This is a genomic window from Streptomyces sp. NPDC012888, from assembly GCF_042900645.1.
Lineage (GTDB): Bacteria > Actinomycetota > Actinomycetes > Streptomycetales > Streptomycetaceae > Streptomyces.
This window is the reverse complement of sequence record NZ_JBIBBM010000010.1, coordinates 51,897-67,842: the sequence shown is the minus strand read 5'-3', so window position 1 is coordinate 67,842 and position 15,946 is coordinate 51,897. Positions and strand designations below refer to the sequence as shown.

Sequence of the window (15,946 nt, the reverse complement as noted above, 5' to 3'; positions counted from 1 at the left end):
GGCGGGAGGAACGGCCTACTTCCGCCAGTCGGACGTTCTCCGCTGGCTCGACGGCCGCCCCGTCCCTCCACACCTGAGGCACCCGGGGGAGGGGGACACCGCCACGTACGGCAGCCGTGCCCGGGCCATCCTGGGCCGTGACGAGGGAAAGCCCGTAAAGCAGCCGCCGGCCGGTGGGGTTAGCTCGGCGGAATCCGCCGAGCAGGAGGCGCACCACCCGGCCGGCCCGGGGAACCTGGAGGTGGTCCGCGAGCTGATGGGCCCTCTGGCCGACCAGGTACGCGGCGCGGGCACGATGGTGGACTACGCGCAGCTGCTCGTCGCGCTTCACTTCCTGCGGGGCGCCTCGGACGCCAGCTGGCAGGCAGTACGGGCCCATGCCCGGGAAGCGGCGGGCTCAGCGGCTGGGGGAGCAGCCGGCGAGCTGCTGGAAGAGATCGGCCGCGCAGTGGACCAGGAAGTGAAGCGGCTGGGCATGATGCCGTACTTCACGGAGTCATTGAGCCAGCTGACACCCAGAAGCGCGGGGCACGTCGCCCACGTCGTGGACCTGGTGGGCAAGCTCGACGGCAACGACGCCTTCCAGCTGATCATCGACGAGTACGAGACGCACGCCCGCCTCCGCAGCCGGGAGTTCTTCACGCCCCGGGGCGTCGTGCGCCTCATGGGCGCCCTGGCCCGCACCTCCTTCGGGAAGGGCGCCGAGGCCGTCTACGACCCGTACGTCCGGGGCGGCGAGTTCCTCGCGGAGTCGGTCGCCGCCGCGCGACTGATCCGGCAGCGGCGCCCCGACCTCAAGCCGCTCAGGGTGTTCGGGCAGACGACCCGCCGGGAGGCCGCCCTCCTCGCGAGCCTCAACCTGGCCCTGCACGGCGTCCGCTCAGGCGTGCGCCTGGCGGACGAGGAACCGTGGAGGGACCGAAACCGGGCCGGCGCAGGCTGGGCCGACCTCGTCCTCACCAACCCGCCCTTCAACATGAAGGACTCGTCCGGGCAGGCCCGTCGTACGGGAACGTGGGCCTACGGCCCGCCCCCTCTGGACAACGACAACTTCGCCTATCTCCAGCACGTACTCGCCTCACTCCGTGAAGGCGGACGGGCAGCCGTGGTGATGCCCAACAAGGCCGGGAACTCCGGCAGTGCCGCCGAGAGGGCGATCCGCCGGGCCATGGTGGAGGCGGGCGTCGTCGAGTGCATCATCGCCCTGCCCGCCAAGCTGTTCAGCGGGACGGCGGTGCCGGTGTCCGTCTGGCTGCTGCGGCACCCGAGCGATCCGCACGAGCGCGTCGTCTTCCTCGACGCCCGCCACCTCGGCACCAAGAAGGGGCCACGGCGCACCTTGGAGGAAGAAGACCTGCGGGCGGTGCTGGGCACCTACCGGGCCCAGGCCGGCTACCAGCAGCCGGCGCTGTTCGACGACCCTGAGCCCGAGTGGGGCGTGCCGCACGCGACGGTGGACCGGGACAGGCTCCTGAAGGAGGACTGCTCCCTCAACCCCCTCGACCACATCACCCCCAGCGAAACGCCCGACCGGAAGGGAGGCGCGGACGAGGACGCACTGTGGCTGGCCCGCGACGAACTGACACGGCTCGTGGAGCACAGCGGGGACGCTGACGCGCACGCCGCCTCCATGCTCCGCGAGGTGACACCCGACCCGGGGGCGCGCGAGACCACGCGTTGGCGCACGGCGAAGCTCGCCCAACTCTGCGACATGAAAGCCGGGCCCTCGTACTCACGGCTGGGCGGCAAGGACCGGGCGCCCGGCGGAGTGGTACCCGTCGTGTTCCCCAAGCACCTGCGGGAGGGACGCGTCACCGACACCGGTGAAGAGCGCGTCTCCTGGGAGCTGGCCAAGCGGCTTCCGCAGTTCACGCTGGAAGCGGGGGACATCCTCTGCGTCCGCTCCGGCAAGACGAAACCACCCGCGCTCGTAACGCCCGACCAGTCGGGATGGCTGATGAGTCCGAACGTGATCCGACTCCGCCCGCGCGAAGCCGCCGAAGTCGACCCCGCCTACCTGCTGAACTGGCTGCACCGCGAGGAGGTGCGCGCCTGGGTCACCGACCGTGCGGCCGCCACGGCGGCACCCTCGATCAGCGTCGCGACACTCGGCCGGCTGGAAGTACGGCTGCCCCCGCTGCCGGAGCAGCGCCGGATCGCCGCGGTGCTGCAAAGCCTGGACGAACAAGCGCGGACACACCAGCAGCTGGCGGCAGCGGCCGCCCGGACCCGGGCCCTGCTCGCGGAGCAGGTCATGAACCCGGAACCGCCGCCCGCGACCGGCACGACAGCCCCCTGAGCACCCAGCCCGCCGGCCATCGCCGCGCCCCGACCCGCCGCACATCCGAAAGGAAACACACCGCCGTGACCGCGTCCGACGAAACCACCCAGCCCCACGCCCCGAACACGCTGCCCGTGTGGGTGCTCTGGCTGCTGATCATGATCCTGTTCTCGCTGGTCGTCGCCCTGTTCGTCAGCCTCCTGGAGAGCCGGACTGGCGCGGCACTCCCCGAGGTGATCCGCTCCGGCGGCACGGGCTTCGCCACAGCGGCGGGGCTGTGCCTCGCAGCCGTGTCCGCCGTACGGGAGCTCAGGAACCGGCGCTAGGCTCCGCCCCCGAGGCGGGGCGGCCGCCCCCCGCCGGGCGCCCTGCCGGACCCCTCTATACCCTCGCCGACACCGTGGGACAGGACGTCGTCCGGCAGGGCGCCGCGCGGCGGTTCACGGCCACCCTGCTCCTCGTACGCGTGGAAGCCACGAGCACCCGTGGCGTCCTGCTCCTCCGCAACACCTCCGGCGAGCTGGAGCAGCTCCGGACGGACCGCGGCGACACCGATGCCGGCCGGACGGTGATCGAGCGCGCCCGCGGGCTGGTCGGGCATCGGCTGCGGGTCTACCGCCTCAACGACCAGATGGCGTCCAACGCCAAGCTGCAGCTCCGGACCGTCGTCCACCTCACCGACCACGGCCCGGACACCGACCCGGTGCCGGAGAACAGCGCGAAGGAGAACGTGCTGACCGCCGCCGAGGGCGACAAGGCGGCCGCGCGGCGCGCCTGGCTGGACGCCGGCCTGCCCGAAACGGGTTCGGTCTCCGTGCGCCAGCTGGCCGAGGCCGTCGCCCGCATCCCCGCGGCGGACGCCTCGTAGCGCGAACCGACCCTGCCGGTGCGCAAGGCGACGGTTAGTGCTGTGACCGCATGGGTTTGCCGGTCCATGGTTGGGCACCAGCTATCGCGGGTTCGACGTCAGGCTGTGACACGATGCCGCGATGATCACCTCGCCGATCCCGCCCGTCGTTCCCGCAGGCCACCTGGCCCGGATGGAACAGCCCGTCTTGGCACTCCCCAGCGGCCTGGAGCTGCGTCCCTGGCGCGTCAGCGACGCCGACGCTTTGGTAGCCGCCGCCCAGGAACCGGCCATTCGCCAGTGGAACCGACTCGTCGTGACGTCGCAGACGGAAGCGCGCAAGCGAATCGAGCGGATGCACGAGCGTTGGAAGAGCGAGCAGAGCGCGATATGGGCTATCGCCCGGCCTGACGGCGGTCAGGCCGTGGGCTTGATCGGTTGGGGTGACATCGACCTCGTGGGCGGCAGCGCCGAGATCCTGTACTGGATTCTGCCCGCGGGACGCGGTCGCGGCACCATGGTCGAGGCCACGAAGCGGGTGACGGCGTGGGCGTTCGACGAACTTGGTCTGCACCGTCTCCGGCTGTGCCACGCGGTAGCCAACTCGGCGTCGTGTCGAGTAGCGGCGAAGGCCGGTTTCTCCCTCGAAGGCACGATGCGCAGCGCCTTGCTGCACGAAGACGGATGGCATGACGAGCACCTGCATGCCGTGGTCCGCGGTGACATCTGATGCTGTGACGGGTGGCCAAGCTGCGGTGTTCGTGTCGGCGTAGAGGTTGTCGAGAATCACGTAGATCGGGGCGCCATCCGGACGAGCGGCCTGGACCGACCGCAGTGCGGCCCAGGTGGGGCGATGCCCTTGCGGGGCCGGTTGGCCCCGCCACATCATTTCGTCGCCGACGGAGTAACAGCCGTGGGTGGCTTCCGGATCAGGTGATCTCGTCGATCTTGGCCCGGATGAGCGCCGTGAGGTGCTCGGGGTGGGCGCTGCTCGCTGTCGCCCCCAGCTCGTAAGAACGTGCGTAGACCGTGCAGCCGTCGTCGAGGACTTCGCCGTCCTGCTCCCGTACGAGGGACCAGGCACAGTCGCCTCGGCGGAAGTTCCACCGCGTGCCGCGGTGCTCGAACTGGATCTCGCAGCCGCAGCCGAAGCCGCTGTCGTCCTCGACGTACTCGCCGGGGCCGTGGGGCCCGGTCACCTTCGCGGCCGGGCCGAGGAGGTCGGCGACGGCGAGGAGTGTCTCGTGTGCGTCGGCGGGCAGCTTGATGAGGGCGGGAAGCGCGTCCAGGACGCTCACGACGCCGGGGGCGAAGCCCTTGGCGAAGGTGACGGCTGCGGCCGCGTGCGTCAGGTGGTCGGCCGCCTCGGCGGTGAACGCAGTGTCGCGACGGGCCTCGGCGTGCTGGAGCAGCCGGCGCAGCGACTCGAAGGTGTCGGCGGTTGCGGCGAGCTGGGCGAACACGGCGGAGGCGACGACAGCGGCTTGCTGCGGCGTGTAGAGGGCCCAGTCGGATTCGAGGGCGTCGCGCAGGCCTTCGGCTGCCTCCGCACCGGCGACGGCGAGGGCGATCGTGTCCGAGGGCTCGGCGTCGTCCCCCTCGGTGAAGATGCGGATACCGTTGCAGGCGTCTCCGATGGCTCCTCGCCCGTCCGGCTCCTCGTACTCCTGCCAGAGGGTTTGCCACGCTGCGGTGTTCGTCATGGCGTCGTCTCCTTGCTCATGTCGGCGGCAAGGGCCTCTCACCCCGCATTCCACGGCGCTGGTCCGGCCCCTGCCGAGCGCGGCGTCGCGCTCTGTCCAGTCGCTCTGTGTCAACGAGCGAGGGGATGAGGAGGCACAGCTTCGCTGCTGTGAGAAGTGATGGCCAGACGGGCATGGGCCGTGGTCGTGCTCTTCGGATTGGTGACACCATCCACGAGCCGCTGACGCCGGCCCGGCTCGCCGTCCGCAGAGTCCCTGCGCGCCCGGCGTCAGGTTCTGTCATGGGGGCCGGTCAGGGTGTGGCCGCTGTACGGACGGCCTGGTGGACGGCCCGGGCCAGTCGGCTGCCCCACAGCGAGCGGGGCCCGGCGAACGCTTGGGGCTCGTGCCCGGGGCGGGGGTCGCGCGCGGCGATGCAGACGGCGTCGGTCGGGGTTCCGGAACAGTCGTAGCCCGCATCGAGCAGTGCCTGGACCTTGGCTTCGGTAGCCGTGGCGACCGCGTTGACCAGCGCTGCGTCGGTCAGGGCCACGGGAAGGGCGGCGATGATGTTGATCGTGCCCGGCGCTGTCGGCGCGAGTGTCCCAGCCAGCGGTGAAGCGGCCCAGCCGCGTACCCCGAGCCCCGCGGTGGCGACCGCTTCGACGCTGCCGTCCTCCGCGCTGCCGTAGGCCCGAACATCGGCGGCGGTCATCAGACCGACCCCCACTCCGCGCACACCGGTCTGCTCGGCGAGGCCGGCGAGGTGGCCTGCGGGGTCGGTGCGGCGGTATCCATGGGAGACCTGCGCATTCATCACCCAGGCGCGCTCGCCGATGCCGCCACCCAGGACGGCGCTGCTGATCATCCGCCAGCCGGAACCCGCCCGCCACAGCAGCGCGTGCAGTTCCTCGCCGTCCTCGACACGAGTCAGCAACTGCAACGACAGGACGTCGCCCTCGATGCGGGGCGGCGGGACGACGGTCACCGGAAGGACTCCTCAAACGGGCGGGTGCAACCGAGCGATCTTATGCAGGTCTGCCGCAGCGGCCCCTCGTCCTCTTCAGGACGGGCCCATGGAGAGGCCCCCGAAGTGGACAGCTCACACCGCGGAAGCGCCCCTCGGAACTTGTCAGACCGCCTGCACCTGCGTGGCCTGCGGGCCCTTCGCGCCCTGGGCCTGCTCGAACTGCACCCGCTGGCCCTCTGCCAGGCTGCGGTAGCCGGTGCCCTGGATCTCGGAGAAGTGGACGAACAGGTCCGGGCCCGAATCCTGCTCGATGAAGCCGAATCCCTTCTCGGCGTTGAACCACTTCACGGTGCCCACTGCCATATCCGCTCCCGTGTCATACCGGTATCAGCCGTCGTCATTGTCGCCACCGGTTCTGTGAGCGCGGGTAGAGACACGCCCGCCCGCCGCCGCTCGATAGGGGCCCTCGGAGAGGCACAGCGCACGGCCGGTGCTCGCACGCACTCCCACCCGTAGCCCCCGAAGCTGCTGCGGAGCGGGCGCGGTCAGCGCCGTTCCGCTCCAGGGAACCGTTCCCTAGCTACGAACGCTGACCGCCCCCGCCGGCGTCACACTGCGGCTTCCTGTGACACCTCAACGCCGCGAGCAGTGACCAGGTGGGCGGTGCCGTCGGCCAGCCGGTAGGACAAGCCCACCACGGCGGCCTGCCCTCCCTCGACCGCCTGGGCCAGCACGCGGGATCGGTCCAGCAGCAGGTCGACGGTGTGCCGGATGTGCTCGGCGATGAAGTCGCCGTCCTCGGTGTGCCCGGCAGCTCGGGCGGCCAGCACGCTGGGCGTCACCCGCTCGATCACGTCCCGAACGTAGCCGCCCGCTGCCGCACCGTCCTCGACGGCCGTGCGGGTGGCCGCGACCGCGCCGCAGGCGTCGTGGCCGAGCACCACCACCAGTGGAGCACCGAGCACGCTCACGCCGTATTCGATGCTCCCCAGCACCTCCGGGCCGGCGACGTGACCGGCGGTGCGGACCACGAACAGGTCGCCCAGCCCCCGGTCGAAGATGATCTCCGCAGCCAGGCGGGAGTCGGAGCAGCCGAAGATCACGGCGAACGGGTTCTGCGCCGGCAGGGTCTCCGTACGGCGGGCGGCGTCCTGGTTCGGGTGCTCCGGCGAACCGGCCACGAACCGCCGGTTGCCGGCCAGCAGCATCTCGTAGGCTTCACGGGGCGTGAGGGTCTGAGTATCGGCCATGGGCAGCAGACTACGTCTCTACCTTGGTCGTGGTGCTGCCAGCCCCCGGACGTGGGCGCCGCGTCGCTTGAGGGGCTGGATCGGTGATCTTCCGTCGGGGGGCGTAGGCGGCCCTTCGGGGGAGGACGGCACGGGAGTAGCGGCCGACCAGTAGGGCGTCTCCGCCTCGAGCCGGAGTTTCGCCATGCATTCCAGCCTCGGGGAGCAACTCCAGGCCGTTGACCCGTTCGCGCGAGGGCGTTGGGCCAGCCGCGGCAGCAGGCCGTCTCCCGCACTTCAGAACCGGCGGCGGCCCTGCTCGCCCCTGCCGTGCCGGCGAGCGTGGTCCGTACGGCGGCGAGCGTGTAGGTGAGATTGAGGTCACCGAAGTGCCGGTCCTGCTCGCCCGCCCGGCCGGCCGAGACGGCAACCCGCCGCCCGACCGCAATGACCCATCGTGATCCGCCACTGTCTGTTCAGCAGGCGTGTCACACGCGGCGGCGCCTTCGGCCTCTGGCAACGTCCTGTCCTGTCACCGTCCGAGCCGCGCCTTGCAGACACCTGCGCAGGAGGAAGACCGCATGCGGAATCGAGCAGTCCTGGTCGGCGTGGCTGCCGCCGTCGTCCACACCCGCCGCTGGGGGTCCGGCGGTGGCGAGCGTGCACACGTCGAAGCCCGCCTCCTGGAGGTGCGACTTCGACGACCAGTGCACCAAGAACACGCGCAGCGGCCCAGGCGCAGCTGCGGTCCGCTACTGGTTCCTTGGCGACTTCTCCGACACCCTCATCCGGGCAGGAAACGCCAGGTTCGGACTCGCGCACATCCAGGCCGGAGGCAGCACGAAGAACAAGGCGAACCACCCGACGGACGCCGCAGCCGTCAAGCTCTGGGACAAAGCGCTGAACAACTACGCCCGAGAGAGCAAAGGCGAGAAGTACAGAGGCGGATGGGTCCACACCTACAAGTACAACAGTGGCTCGCAGGCACGCACGATGTGCGTCGTCACGGACGACCAGAGCTACACCTACAACCACACGGACTACGGGCGCAAAGGCATCATCACGGCCTACTGGGTGCCAGGCCACGTAGGCTGGAAGGGCTGTACGAAGGGTTGATCTCCTCGAAAAACCCCAGAGGGAGAAGACGTGACCCAGTGGGTGGAAGGTGACAGAGTCACCCCAGTAGTGTCGACCGATCACCCCGAAGATCCGGTGGGGGAGGTCGTGATGATCACCGCGAACGGCGGTGTGATGGTGAAGTTCCCTCTCGCCGGAGCCGAGGTCTACTCCCCCGACGAGCTGACCCGCGCACCCTCCGAAGCACAGTAGGTCCAGTCGGCGGCCATGGCCGAGCGGCTTGGGTGCGGTAGAAGCGATCACTTCACGACAGAACAGATCTTCCAACCCTCGCGTCGTTGCGGCGCCTTCCCGTGCATGACCCTGACTCGACGGCCTACTCGCAGTGCTCTGTTCGCTGTCGTGCTGACGGCCGCCGGATCTGCTCAGGGTGACCGGGACCACAGGGGCGGGACCGGAGCCGGGCTGCGGTGTGCTCAAAGAGGGGCTTGTGTCCTGTCCCGGAGACCAGCTGACCCAACCGAGGTCGCGCCGGCCATGAGGAAGTCCGGCACGTAGGCGCTCCCCAGCCCTCGGGCTGACTCGGTCATCAACCCGAACAACAAAGCGCTGACCCGCTCGCGGCTCTCGCACGTCGACCAGAGCTATGTGCGCTTCGGGTCGTAGGCTTCCGACTGGATACCGAGTTCGTGCGTGCTGTATTCGCCGAACCGGTTGACGTGCTCGGTCAGGTACGGCGAGATGTGGGACAGGTCCTCGGGGTCGAATTTCGCCAAGGCGCGGGCCGTGCTGCCGTCCCGGGGCGGCAGCGCCCACGGTCGCGCGGAACGCCGACGACCCGTCAGGCCGCCGTCCACCGCCGGCCCCACAGCCAACCCCGTCGGCTCGGCGCGGCGGCGTGTGGTGCGCGCCGCCGCTCACCCCGTCGGCGCGTCGGCGACGTGTTCCTGGCATCGGTCCTGGTTGTTTGCCACGCTGATCAACGGTCGAAGCCGGGCCCCAGCGCCCGGGGGAAGCGCCGGACCACGACGTGCGGGACCCAGGCGCCGAGGGCCGCCGCGCCAAGCCGGACGGTCTGCCGGCGAGGCCGGCGGCGCGCGGGGCGACGGACGTCATCCGCAACCGAGAGGCCGTGTCTTGCGCATCATGATGGTGGCTCATGCCTTCCCGCCCACCTGGGGCGGGGTCGAGACGCATCTGGCCGACCTGGTGCGGGAACTCCGCAGACGGGGCCACGAGATCCTGTGCCTGGTCGGCGGGGACGAGTCCGACGAGGTATGGGAGGGACTGCGCGTGCACCGGCGCCCGCTCCTGCGGCCCGCGGAGCTCCTACGGGTCCACCACGCCGGATCCGAGGGCCGCACCGCGCATCTCAGATCAATCGAGGCGGTCGTCCGGCCCTTCCTCGACGCCGGCCGGCCCCACGTCGTGCACCTGCACAACGCACACCACTACGGGCCACAACTCGCACACGGCGTCCTGGCCGCCGTGGACGCCGCCCGCGGCCGCACGGGGCGCCCCGGCCCCGTCGTACTCAACAGCGTCCACGACCACACCGGCGAGCACGTGCTCCACGATGTGATGGACCTGCCGTGGCACCTGCTGCTGTACGTCAGCGACTTCCTGCGCGCCTCGCTCCCGAGCAGGGCCCCGTCCGTGACGCTGCCGCTGGGCATCGACCTGTCGCGGTTCGCACCGGACGGGCCCCGGCACGAGGCGCTCGTCCGCCTCGAACGGCCGGTGATCTTCCATCCCGCCCGCCCACTCCCGTGGAAGGGCGTGGACACGGGCCTGGAGGCCTTCGTCGAGGTGCGCAGGCAACTGGGCCGCGGCACTCTCGTCCTCTGCTCGGGTGACAACATCATCGGCGAGTCGGCGGTCGTCTCCGAGCTCCGGGCGCGCCTGATGACGTACGCGGCCGATGCGGGCGTCGCCGAGCACGTCGTCTTCCAGGACTTCCCGCCCCTCACCATGGGCGACGCCTACCGCGGGTGCGACCTGGTCTGGTACCCCACGACGGGGGAGGAGCCGTACGGGCTGGTCCCACTGGAGGCCATGGCCTCCGAGCGGCCGGTGATTGTCGCCGCGTCCGGCGGTCTGGTGGAGACCGTGGCCGACGGTGTCAACGGACTGGTCGTGCCGCGCGGTGACAGTGCCGCCCTCGCCCGCGCCGCGCTGCGGTTGCTCGACGACGACCCGGCGGTGCGTCGCCGGGTCGTCACCGGAGGGCGGGAGTGGGTGCGGCGCCACGGCATCGACACGTACACGCGCCGGCTCGAGAAGGTGTACGAGGCGGCCCGCGCCGGCGGCCCGACGGGGATCCGTAGCGGACCGGGCTGCCGCCTCCAGCTTCCTGTGGTTGTTCTGGGTGGACCACGCCGGGCAGGTGTACAAGATCGCCACCGAACCGGGCGTCCGCACAGCCTCGTGAACAGGCCACGGACGACAGTTCGCGAGTAGCTCTCGGGAACGTCACGAGATCCCGTCCCGTCGAAAGACCGGGCGGGATCTCGGCGTTTTCGGGAAGCATGGCGGCCGTGGCCGAAAGGCACCCCTAAGATGATCATCTGATCATCGCTCAACGGGGGAGAAGAATCATGAGATTTGCCTGGCAGGACACACCGGGGCAGGTTCGGGACGCGGCCACCTTCATAGGTCTGCCGAACCCCGTGCTGTGGTCCGGGCCCCCGGTCCGGGAGGGCGACCTTGCCGGATGGATGGACGAAGTCAAGTACTTCACCCGGATCGAGATCGACTCCGTCATCACCCTGCACAGCCGCTCCGGCACCCCCTTCGAGCTGTACGGGCGGGGCAGCGACTTCCTCAACCCGGTGCGGATGGCGCGCTACGTGCCCTGCGTGATCGAGGCGGAGAACGCTGAGGAGAACCCGAAGGTCCTCGCCCTCGCGCGCACCGCGTGGCGGGAGCACGTTGACGCCGTCGCGCAGCGCTTCGGCACTCCCGTCCGCGTCGCGGAGGACGATGACGAGGTCCTGGAGGCGATCTGGCGCCTGTCCGGCGACGAAGGCCCGGACCTGCGCCTGTGGTTGAACGCCACGCAGGTCCTGGTCCCCGACAGCCCGCTGTACACCCGCCTGCCCGGCCGCGCGCTGATCCGCCTCGACGCGCACGCCCCGGAGGACATGGCCGGCGTCACGCCCCGCCCGGTCGACGAGGCCAACGACGTGCCGGAGTGGATCCCTGACTGGTACCAGAAGCACGCGGTCGATCTGGCGCGGACCGAGTACGAGGCCTTCGAGGACGACGACCGCGTCGTCGACCGGGTTCGGCACGCCCTCGGCGGCGCCGTTGCCGGCGGCGGCTCCGTCCTGGACCTCCTCGGGACCCTCGTCGACACGCCCTTCGAGGTCCGGCCGGAGACCGACTCGTACAGCTCGCAGTACATCTTCCGGCACCCCGACGCCCCCCAGGGCCGGCTGCCCGCCCTCCACGTGGCGCACGTGATCAGCGTCCTCGCCAACCACGAGCAGGCGGGCTCCGCCCGCACCGCGCAGTCGGTGGAGCCGGGCCTGACCCTCCACCACCTCGACCTGTTCAATCCCCGGGTGCAGAACTCCCTTGGCGTCACCGGCCGGGAGGCCTGCGGGGTGTGGCGACTGACCCGCGCCGGGTTCGAGAAGTCGATCTCCGGCAAGGCGTACATGATCACCCCGGCGGACGTGCTGGAACGCCTGCGTGCCGGAGCGCTCGCCGCAGGGGCCCCCGAGGAGGGTGATTTGCCGTCAGAATGACGGTATGACGAGCCCTGACGGTGGGACGGTCCAGGTGTGGCAGGCGCTGTGCTGGGCGGCGGAAACGGTCGGGCGGGTGCGCTACCGAAGGGCGGGCGGCCTGGAGGCCCGCTGAAGTGGCGTCGCGCTGAGCCGCAGCCGCGCGACCTCGGCCCGCTCCTCGGTCGGCCCGGAGCGGTGTACGGCCCGGTTTCTGCCTTGACGGCCCGGACCTGGTCTTGGCCGAGGACGCTGAGGGGGAGACGTGCTGTCCGGCTGGTCGACCGACGAGGACGCCGACGCGCTGGCTGCTCTGACCGCGGGGGAGTCCAGGGCGTCGCTGGGCCGGCTGACGGTGTGGGGACGGTGCCGTTGGCGGTGGGGGGCCGGGTGCGGGTGGTGGAGCGGTTCCGCGGACCCGAACCCGAAGGTCAGGGCGACGCTTGCCCAATGGTGGACCTCGGCCCCGGAACCGGTGCGCCGACTGCTGCTGACAGACCCCGACGACTCAGTACGAACAGGGGCCTGCGCCACCTGCTTCCGCCGGATTCCCCATCCCGTTCCGCCCGCAGACCTCGTTCCGGACCTGTTGGCCGACCCGGTCACGCGCGCCGGGGCGGTACGCCACTGCACGCTGGACACCGCCACCGCCCACCGGCTGGCCGAAGATGCGAACGATGAGGTGCGCGAGGAACTCGCGGAACACCCCGACCTGCCGCCGGCACTGCGCGACAAGCTCGCCCAGGACCCCAACCTGCGCGTCGCGCTCCGTGTCTTCGCCCGGCAGGACACCCCGGAGCCGACCAGAGCCGCGATCCATGCACGGATCCTGTCCGACGTCCCCCCACTGGACTGGCTCGCGAACCATGAGGCCCTGGACGAGGACACTCTCGAACGGGAACTCATGAGCGAGATAGCCCGCGCGGAGCTCCGATCACTGCGCCTGTCATGGGTGACGGCCGACCCCCTGCCGTACGTGGACTCGCCATACGCCTGCTTCCGCGCCTCGGCAGCGATGTCCGACCAGCTCCCACCGCCGTTCGTTGCCGGCTGCTCGACGATGAGGAGAGCAGCGTCCGCACCACGATGGCTCTCCATTCCGGAGACGCGATCAATCGAGACCGCTGAGCGCATCGACCGAACCTATCGTCCGGACAAAATGGTCCGGTGGCGTCCGGCCGATGACTTCCCCCTTCCGGCGGACGTACTTCGACGCCTGGCTACGGACCCCGACCCGAGAATGAGGCAGCTGGCCCCGCGCGACCCCGACCTGCCCGTGGAACTTGCGCGCCGCCTTGCAGCCGACCCTGACGACATGGTGCGCCGCGCCATCGCGACCCATCCCAGGCTTCCGGCCGAGGATCTGACGCGGCTGCTGGCTGATCCGTCAGAATCTGTCGCGGCCACCGCAGCCGCAAATCCCAAGCTGCCAACCACAGGTATGTACCAGCTGGTCGCCCTCGTAGGCTTGTGACGCTCGGTTGCGCGTCGCCGGTACCGGATCAGGACGCGGAGGGCCGTCGGGTGGCCGCGCGTGAACGTTCCAGGGCCCATCAGCCCCAACCCGGGGTCCTGGCCTCGGCGAATCGGCGGGGTCATAGCCACGTGGCTGCGTCGGGACATGGCCGTGGACGATGTCCCGCGGTACGGGCACGGTCCTGCGGCGGCGGCCAGTTAACCGGTGCGCGCCCTGCGGAGCACGATCGGTGCGCCTTTCGCGCGCTCCTTCGCCGAGGACCCCGACTGCCCGGCAGCCGGACCGACAAGCACCTCCACCACGACCGGCCCGGGCCTCGCCGGCGACCAACACACGCACCCGGGACGGCCCGCCCACCTCGATGCGCACGGCGACCAGCCCATCCCCGGTCACATCCGGCAGCACAGCAACCGGATCGCCAACGGGCGCAGCCAGCACAGCCGTCCGGGACCGCCGGTCCCGGAACAGGTTCACCAGGGCGACCACCACAGCAGCCACCGCCCCCACAGCCGGGCCAACCCCGGTCCAGTCGAAGGGCATCTGAAGTCGTTCTCCATCTGGGCTAGGCACGGGCACCGATCGCACCCACGCTTCCCAGACAGCCGACCCACCCCACTTCTCCCTCCACCACCCCCGAATCACCCATTCGAGTGAGACGAGCCCGCACGCAGGACGAGACGGAACCGCTGATGCAAGACAGCGCCAGTCCCCTACGAAGGCGGCTACGCCGAGCCCGACTGCGACCGCCTGAGCCGGACGGCTCACACCCCTTGGGCTCCATAAGTCGACTTACGGAGCCCAAGCATCCCGGCCGGCCCCCGAGGCGGCGGCCCCTCGCGGAGGCACCCCCGGGGGGTGGAGGCCGGCCGGCCCCCGCTCAGGTGAGGGGGGGTGTTGGTGCAGGTGGAGGGGTACCGGGTGAGGACGTCCTTTTCGGCCTGGTCGACGGAGAGGCCGTAGCGGGTCTTCACCGCGACCCACTCGGTGATGTACCGGCAGCGCACCGCTTCGACGGGCGGCAGCCACTGAGCGGGGTCCTTGTCGGCCTTCTGCCGGTTCGACCGGGCGGTGACGGCGATGAGGTGGTGGTCGACGGACAGGTCGTTGGCATAGGCGACCCGCTGGGCCTTGTCCCAGGTGCGGGCGCCAGCTGGCGGGGAGCGTCATTCCAAGGGTGCTGTATTCCGGGGGCCGGTCTACCGGTACCAGTCTCCGGTCGCCTGCAGGGTCCGTTCGATGTACTGGTCCAGGCTGTAGGAGACCAGGTATCGGCTGTCCGTCTCGTGGTCCCAGACGAAGACCTCATCGCGTTGTGGAGTTCGAACGAAGGCGAACTGGTCGCCTCCCCCGTTGTCGCCGAAGAACATCAGCGGTTCGAATGGCATGTACAGCTCGGTGAAGTCCCGGGCACTGCGGAAATCCGCGTTATCCTTCGCGATCCGCTCGGCGCTCCAGACGACGTCGAGACCGTAGCGTCCTCGCACGCCGTTGCACTCTCGCAACAGACCGGCCAACTGCGGGGGCAGCTGCTGTCCGAGTGTGCTCTCGACCGCTGCCAACGCTTCTTCTCCGGCCGGAGCATCGAGCTCAGCATCGGCCATCGCCTGAAGGATCTGTTCACGCCATATCGAAGAAGCCTCTCAGACGCCAGGATGCAAAGTCGCCCCAGGTCGACCCGGGCGATCCGGCTTCAGCGCCTGGTGCTGTCTGCCTGTTCGGTCCGGCCCCTGGTCGCCGGCCGCGGTGCGTGCTTCGAGGTATGCGGTCCAGTCGGTGGCGGCGCGGCGGCGCCACTGGACGGCCGTGATCGGATGGAGGCCGAGCATCGGGCCGAGGAGCGCGGGCGGGAGGTCGCACGCGAGGGCTACCAGTGCTGTGGTCCGGGCGGGCCGGTTGGGGATGTGCTGGGCGGCCAGGCGACGGCTGAGGGCGGCGGCGGAGATGTGGGCGCCTGGCAGGTGGCCGGGGAACAGCCAGCCGGCGCTGGTGTTCGCGGCCCAGGCCTGGGGAGCGGGGTGGTCGGCGAGGGTGGTGAGGAAGTCGGCCAGGGTGGTGGGTAGCGGGATCGGGGTTCGGCCCAGGGTGAGGAACGTCGCCCCGTCGTGGGTGGTCAGGGAGGTGGTGGTGGGCAGGGCGGCGATCCGGGTGAGGTGTTGGCCGAACAGCAGGAGGATCGCGCTGGCGGCCCGGACGTCGAGGTCGAGGCGGGTGTCGGTGAGGCACTGGTGGAGGAGGTCCCAGTGGGAGTCCTCGTCCAGGCCGACCGGGTCGGCCTTGGGGCGGTGCGGCACGAGGAGGTCGCGGGCGTGGTGGCGGCGGTGGGCCCAGACGACGAAGTCACGGACTTCGTAGCGTGTTCCTGGGTTGGCAGCCTTGATGGGTGGGCGGAGTGGTGCCGGGCGGCTTGGTGGGGGCTGCCGGGCAGGGACCGGATCGCCATCGAGGGCCTGCTGTTCGCCGGCTCCAGCGCGGCGAGCCCTGATACGAGATCGGCGTCGACGACCCGCACCGACGTCGCGAGCGCTATCCCGAAGCAGTCGGCCGCTGATGGCCGCGAGCGTGCTGGGCAAGCCCGCGTCGCAACCCGGTCGGTGGCCGGCCCCGTGACTTGATGCATTTCCCCATCGCACCGGTTCGCCAGCCACCATGCTG

Annotated in this window: 15 protein-coding genes and 1 pseudogene; 8 read left to right on the top strand and 8 right to left on the bottom strand. The window is 70.6% G+C overall.

Features of this window, described 5'->3' with window-relative positions; genetic code table 11:
- The first annotated feature begins 241 nt into the window (after nt 1-241).
- From ACFY61_RS18975 to ACFY61_RS18960, 4 genes are all read left to right on the top strand, one after another.
- A complete protein-coding gene (locus ACFY61_RS18975; protein ID WP_389473357.1) occupies nt 242-2,299 on the top strand; it encodes an N-6 DNA methylase in 2,058 nt (685 codons plus the stop codon).
- Between the two features lie 65 nt (nt 2,300-2,364).
- Nucleotides 2,365-2,607, top strand: a complete 243-nt coding sequence (locus ACFY61_RS18970; protein ID WP_389473356.1) for a hypothetical protein — start codon at nt 2,365-2,367, stop codon at nt 2,605-2,607.
- Nucleotides 2,608-2,681: 74 nt separating this feature from the next.
- Nucleotides 2,682-3,149 carry a hypothetical protein gene (locus ACFY61_RS18965; protein ID WP_389473355.1) on the top strand — a complete coding sequence of 156 codons (468 nt, stop codon included), beginning with the start codon at nt 2,682-2,684 and terminating at the stop codon, nt 3,147-3,149.
- 121 nt (nt 3,150-3,270) lie between these two features.
- Nucleotides 3,271-3,858 (top strand): GNAT family N-acetyltransferase, encoded by a 588-nt coding sequence (locus ACFY61_RS18960; RefSeq protein WP_389473354.1) that lies wholly within the window; start codon nt 3,271-3,273, stop codon nt 3,856-3,858.
- Between the two features lie 199 nt (nt 3,859-4,057).
- Here ACFY61_RS18960 and ACFY61_RS18955 read toward each other — a convergent pair whose 3' ends face one another.
- The 4 genes from ACFY61_RS18955 to ACFY61_RS18940 all read right to left on the bottom strand — a co-directional run bounded on the left by ACFY61_RS18955 (nt 4,058) and on the right by ACFY61_RS18940 (nt 7,030).
- Nucleotides 4,058-4,831, bottom strand: a complete 774-nt coding sequence (locus ACFY61_RS18955; RefSeq protein WP_389473353.1) for a hypothetical protein — start codon at nt 4,829-4,831, stop codon at nt 4,058-4,060.
- Nucleotides 4,832-5,123: 292 nt separating this feature from the next.
- Complete coding sequence (locus ACFY61_RS18950) at nt 5,124-5,798, bottom strand: adenosylcobinamide amidohydrolase (RefSeq protein WP_389473351.1); 675 nt, start codon at nt 5,796-5,798, stop codon at nt 5,124-5,126.
- 144 nt (nt 5,799-5,942) lie between these two features.
- On the bottom strand, nt 5,943-6,143 hold the full coding sequence (locus ACFY61_RS18945; RefSeq protein WP_389473350.1) for a cold-shock protein: 201 nt from the start codon (nt 6,141-6,143) through the stop codon (nt 5,943-5,945).
- Between the two features lie 245 nt (nt 6,144-6,388).
- Complete coding sequence (locus tag ACFY61_RS18940; RefSeq protein ID WP_389473348.1) at nt 6,389-7,030, bottom strand: carbonic anhydrase; 642 nt, start codon at nt 7,028-7,030, stop codon at nt 6,389-6,391.
- A gap of 639 nt (nt 7,031-7,669) precedes the next feature.
- Here ACFY61_RS18940 and ACFY61_RS18935 point away from each other — a divergent pair.
- Nucleotides 7,670-8,125, top strand: coding sequence for a hypothetical protein (locus ACFY61_RS18935; RefSeq protein ID WP_389473347.1), 456 nt, complete (start codon nt 7,670-7,672; stop codon nt 8,123-8,125).
- A gap of 605 nt (nt 8,126-8,730) precedes the next feature.
- On the opposite strand, the gene ACFY61_RS18930 is transcribed toward ACFY61_RS18935, so the two are convergent.
- Complete coding sequence (locus ACFY61_RS18930; protein ID WP_389473345.1) at nt 8,731-8,862, bottom strand: hypothetical protein; 132 nt, start codon at nt 8,860-8,862, stop codon at nt 8,731-8,733.
- A 370-nt stretch (nt 8,863-9,232) separates the two neighbouring features.
- On the opposite strand from ACFY61_RS18930, the gene ACFY61_RS18925 reads away from it, so the two are divergent.
- The 3 genes from ACFY61_RS18925 to ACFY61_RS18915 all read left to right on the top strand — a co-directional run bounded on the left by ACFY61_RS18925 (nt 9,233) and on the right by ACFY61_RS18915 (nt 13,291).
- Nucleotides 9,233-10,546 (top strand): glycosyltransferase family 4 protein, encoded by a 1,314-nt coding sequence (locus ACFY61_RS18925; RefSeq protein WP_389473343.1) that lies wholly within the window; start codon nt 9,233-9,235, stop codon nt 10,544-10,546.
- A gap of 257 nt (nt 10,547-10,803) precedes the next feature.
- Nucleotides 10,804-11,838 carry a hypothetical protein gene (locus ACFY61_RS18920; protein ID WP_389473341.1) on the top strand — a complete coding sequence of 345 codons (1,035 nt, stop codon included), beginning with the start codon at nt 10,804-10,806 and terminating at the stop codon, nt 11,836-11,838.
- 244 nt (nt 11,839-12,082) lie between these two features.
- Complete coding sequence (locus tag ACFY61_RS18915) at nt 12,083-13,291, top strand: hypothetical protein (RefSeq protein WP_389473339.1); 1,209 nt, start codon at nt 12,083-12,085, stop codon at nt 13,289-13,291.
- A 764-nt stretch (nt 13,292-14,055) separates the two neighbouring features.
- Here the strand turns inward: ACFY61_RS18915 and ACFY61_RS18910 are convergent.
- The 3 genes and pseudogenes from ACFY61_RS18910 to ACFY61_RS18900 form a co-directional block, all read right to left on the bottom strand.
- Nucleotides 14,056-14,430 (bottom strand): annotated as a pseudogene (locus ACFY61_RS18910) (hypothetical protein); the annotation flags it as partial.
- A gap of 60 nt (nt 14,431-14,490) precedes the next feature.
- Entirely contained in the window at nt 14,491-14,895 is a 405-nt protein-coding gene (locus ACFY61_RS18905) for an SMI1/KNR4 family protein (RefSeq protein ID WP_389473337.1), read from the bottom strand.
- A gap of 39 nt (nt 14,896-14,934) precedes the next feature.
- The gene (locus ACFY61_RS18900) at nt 14,935-15,585 is read right to left on the bottom strand and encodes a hypothetical protein (RefSeq protein ID WP_389473335.1); all 651 of its coding nucleotides are present in this window, start codon (nt 15,583-15,585) and stop codon (nt 14,935-14,937) included.
- Nucleotides 15,586-15,946: the final 361 nt, after the last annotated feature.